Source organism: Salinibacter sp. (assembly GCF_036626415.1).
Classification (GTDB): Bacteria; Bacteroidota; Rhodothermia; order Rhodothermales; family Salinibacteraceae; genus Salinibacter.
The window spans coordinates 1-3,950 of record NZ_JAZKRW010000192.1; the positions used below are offsets into that span (position 1 = coordinate 1).

At 65.0% G+C, this 3,950-nt stretch carries 4 protein-coding genes; all 4 read left to right on the forward strand.

Translation table 11 applies throughout. The annotated features are described in order from the left end of the window. Positions 1-168 precede the first annotated feature (168 nt). The 4 genes from V5A20_RS13440 (at position 169) to V5A20_RS13455 (ending at position 3,736) form a co-directional block, all read left to right on the forward strand. Positions 169-357, forward strand: a complete 189-nt coding sequence (locus V5A20_RS13440; RefSeq protein WP_332317017.1) for a hypothetical protein — start codon at positions 169-171, stop codon at positions 355-357. Positions 358-533: 176 nt separating this feature from the next. Beyond that, positions 534-1,826, forward strand: a complete 1,293-nt coding sequence (locus V5A20_RS13445; protein WP_332317016.1) for an arginine deiminase — start codon at positions 534-536, stop codon at positions 1,824-1,826. A gap of 180 nt (positions 1,827-2,006) precedes the next feature. After that, a complete protein-coding gene (locus V5A20_RS13450) occupies positions 2,007-2,990 on the forward strand; it encodes a YpdA family putative bacillithiol disulfide reductase (RefSeq protein ID WP_332317015.1) in 984 nt (327 codons plus the stop codon). 248 nt (positions 2,991-3,238) lie between these two features. Beyond that, the gene (locus V5A20_RS13455; RefSeq protein ID WP_332317014.1) at positions 3,239-3,736 is read left to right on the forward strand and encodes a DUF4920 domain-containing protein; all 498 of its coding nucleotides are present in this window, start codon (positions 3,239-3,241) and stop codon (positions 3,734-3,736) included. The last annotated feature ends 214 nt before the right edge of the window (positions 3,737-3,950 follow it).

Sequence of the window (3,950 nt, forward strand, 5' to 3'; positions counted from 1 at the left end):
GCGGTGGAAGGGGCATCTCTCTGTTTCTCCCTGTGTACGGACCCTGTGTACGGAGGGGCGTTGGACGAAGGCCCCTTTCGGAGCCGGTCGGTCCCCTGTCGACCGTAACAATCGCGGGGGGGCGGTGCGTTACGCACGCCCATCACCTTCACAAAGCACAGCGACTCTATGGATCTCGACCTCCGCACAGTTCTTCGCTGGCTCATCATTGGCGTGATCGCGCTCATCGGCCTCAGCCTCGTAGGCGTGCTGGTGGACGTCGCGGGCGCGCTGCTTCAGCTCGTTCTCAAGGCGGGCGCCGTTGTGCTCGTGGTGCTCCTGATCATTCGCGTGCTGGAGGGCGTCCGGTCGGGGTAGGGTGGTTTTTCTGCGGGATGGTTTCGATCTTCCAGGTGGTCCAAAGCTGTTTGGTGGATTGATCTTCAGCCGACACGAGCATAGCGACTGACGAGGCGCAGCCGAGTACGCGCCGGGGGGCCACAGAGCGTCCGCCACACAGCTTCTCACTCTTTCCCGAATCAGTCTCCCTTCTTGTGGACACGCTCCAGGCGTCCCCTACCCCTACCGTTGAACAGTCCTCCGCGTACAGCATTCCCGCCGAGGCCCATCTGCTTGAGCAGGTAATCGTGCACACGCCCGGCGCAGAGATGGAGCTCGTCTCGCCCGAGAACCGGGAGGATCTGCTCTTCGACGACATCCTCTTCGTGGGCCACGCGCGGCAGGAGCACCTCCTTATGTGCTCTGTGTTTGAGAAAATCGTGGGCCGTCCCGACACGGTCCTCCAGATCAAAGACCTGCTGCTCGAAACCTTTGAGGCGGACGACGCGGCGCAGCATGCCTTCGTGGAAAAGCTGTGTCGGAGCCTGCCGGAGCAAAACCTGGGGACTGTGGAGGATGAACTGAAGCGCTTCTCCCCGGCGGATCTGCAGCAGTTTGCCCTGACCGGCCAGTCGGACCTGGCCATTCGGGCCCAGCCGGTGCCCAATCTCATGTTTACGCGGGACCTCGCGGCGGTGGTACACGACCACATCATCCTCAGCCACGCGGCGACCGTGGCCCGGACGCGGGAAAGCATCATCATCAACGTTATTCTCCACCATCATCCCCGGTTCGCCCCCCACAGCGACAAGATCATTGAACTGCCGCCGGGCGTCACGTTCGAAGGGGGCGACCTTCTCGTGGCGAGTCCCGACACGGTGCTGATCGGCCACTCGGAGCGAACCTCGCTCGGGGCCATCATGGCGATTGCGCACGAGCTGTTCGAGCGCACGTCGATCGAGCACGTCCTCGCCGTCGACCTCCCAAAACGGCGGGCCACCATGCACCTCGACACGGTGTTCACGTTTGCGTCGCCGGAAGAGATCATCGTCTTTCCCCCGCTCCTCGAAACCCACGGCTTCGGCTACGCGATGCACTTCACCGCCGCGGACGAGACGGGGCGCTTCGTGACCGACATGCGCCGCAACCTGCGCGATGTGCTCGGGGAGCTTCTGGATCGCGACCTGACGTTTATTCCCTGCGGCGGCACGGAGCGCCTCCACCAGGAGCGCGAGCAGTGGACGGACGGGGCCAACGTGTTTGCGGCCGCGCCGGGGGCCATCCTGGGATACGAGCGCAACAGCCGCACCTTCGAGCGCCTGCGCGACCGAGGCTACCGCATCGTCTCCGCCGAGAGCTTCCTGTCCTACTTCGAGTCCGGCGAGTTTCATCCGGGAAAGGAAAAGGTGGCGATTCAGCTGGGGGGGACCGAGCTCTCTCGAGGGCGGGGCGGCCCGCGCTGCATGACGCTTCCCATTGCCCGCCACGACTCGCCGGCCGGGGCGTAACGGGCGTGAGCAGGGGTGGGCGAGGGGGCACTGCAGGCTCAACTCCGTGCGCTCGTCCCTGCGCGCTCCCCTGTGCTCGTTCCCCCATTCTTCCATTTTCGAACCGGAGGCCCGAAACTGCGTCCCGCGTCCGCAGGTTCGAAGCTGTTGTGTGTCTCTCGAACTTAGTGCCAGGTTTTCATGCACGATGTCATCGTGATTGGCGCCGGTCCCGTCGGCCTCGCCTGCGGCATCCAGGCCCAGCGCCGAGGTCTCGACGCGCTCCTCATTGAGAAGGGAGCGCTCTGCAACTCGTTTATCGGGTACCCCACCCAGATGGAGTTCTTTTCTACCCCAGGGCCACTGGAGATTGGGGGGCACCCGTTCCCGACCCGGGACTACAAGCCGCGCCGCGAGGAGGCCCTCGACTACTACCGCGGCGTCGCCACGGCGGAAGACCTCAATCTGCGCCTCTACGAACCGGTGACCGATCTGCGGGGGCAAGACGGGGGGTATACGGTCGTCACCGAGAAGGGGACGCACGAGGCCCGCAAGGTCGTGGTGTCCACGGGCTTCTACGATGTCCCCAATCGCATGGAGGTGCCGGGGGAAGACCTCGACAAGGTGCAGCACTACTTCAAAGAGCCGTACCCGTACGCCCTCACGAACGTGGCCGTGGTGGGTGGGGCCAATTCGGCGGCGAAGGCGGCCCTGAAGTGCTACCGACACGAGGCACACGTGACGATGGTGGTGCGTGAGCCGGAGATTGACGACAGCGTGAAGTACTGGCTCCGGCCCGACGTGGAAAACCGGATCGAGGAAGGCTCCATCGACGCCTACTTCAACACCACCGTCTCGGCCATTGAGCCCGACACGCTCCACCTCAACACGCCCGACGGCCCGGAGACGATCGACAACGACTTTGTGCTGGCCATGACGGGCTACAAGCCGAACTACGATTTCCTAGAACGGCTCGGCATCGCGATCCGCAACGACGCGGCCCGCACGCCGGTGCACGACGAGGGGGGCACCTTCGAAACGAACCGGGACGGCCTGTACCTCGCCGGCACCATCTGTGGCGGGTGCGACACGAGCCGCTGGTTCATCGAGAACGGCCGCGCCCACGCCGAGAACATCATGGACCACGTCGCCGCGACGCTCGACCCCGAGCCCGCGGTGGCGTGATGGGGGAGCCGTGATGTGTGAACCGTGATGCGTGAACCGTGATGTGCGGGCGGCCGGGTGTGGGGCGTTGCATGTCTGGTCGCTCCCACGCTGAATCGTTGTCGTTGCTCCGGACCCGACCCGCTGTTTCTCCGTCCCGGAGCGTCGTCCGACCTTGGTCATTTCCCGCTCGATGAGAGCGATTGCCCAAAACCCCCACACTTCCCGGACGCAATCCTTCTCTCACCGTTCCGAAACGCAAAACCGCAATGTCCACACTGGCTCGTCTCTGTTCTCTGTCTGCTCTCTTCTGCTTCGCCGTACTTGCCGGCGCCTGCCAGTCGGAGCCGTCGTCGCCTCCGGACGCAGCTGTGCAGGCGCAGGACGTACAGACGTACGGGGCGTCCGTCGATACGGCGGCGGCGCGGGCAGCGGCGGAGGTGGCGGCAAAGCCGTCGAGGCTTGACGATACGACCGTGACGGTTCAGGGACGCATCTCGACGGTGTGCCAGAAGAAGGGGTGTTGGCTCGCGCTGAACACGGGCACGGCGATGCCGATCCGCGTGCTCGTGCCGCGTACCGACGACGGGTACGAGTTCACGGTGCCGACGACACTGGCCGGGGAGGCTACGGTCACGGGCACACTCCGAACCGTCGAGCTCGACTCCGCCACGCAGAACCATCTTGCCGAGGACGGGGCCTCATCGGCACGCGCCCGAGAAGTGCAGATTGCGGCGACCGGCATCCGGGTGGTGCCCGACGCCTGACCGTCCGTCTCGGGCAGTGCTGCGGCGCAGCTGAATTCGCTACGCTGCACGTTCGCTCCGTCCGCCAGTGGGCCTCACGCCGTGTCGTTCACCTTAAACTGCCGAACGGCCCGAATTGCCTGCGGATCGTCGGACAGGGCCACGGCCGATTCGACGAGTCCCTCAAGCTGGTCGTCGCTCAGGGGCTGGTCAATCGCGTTCACGTCGTAGGCGA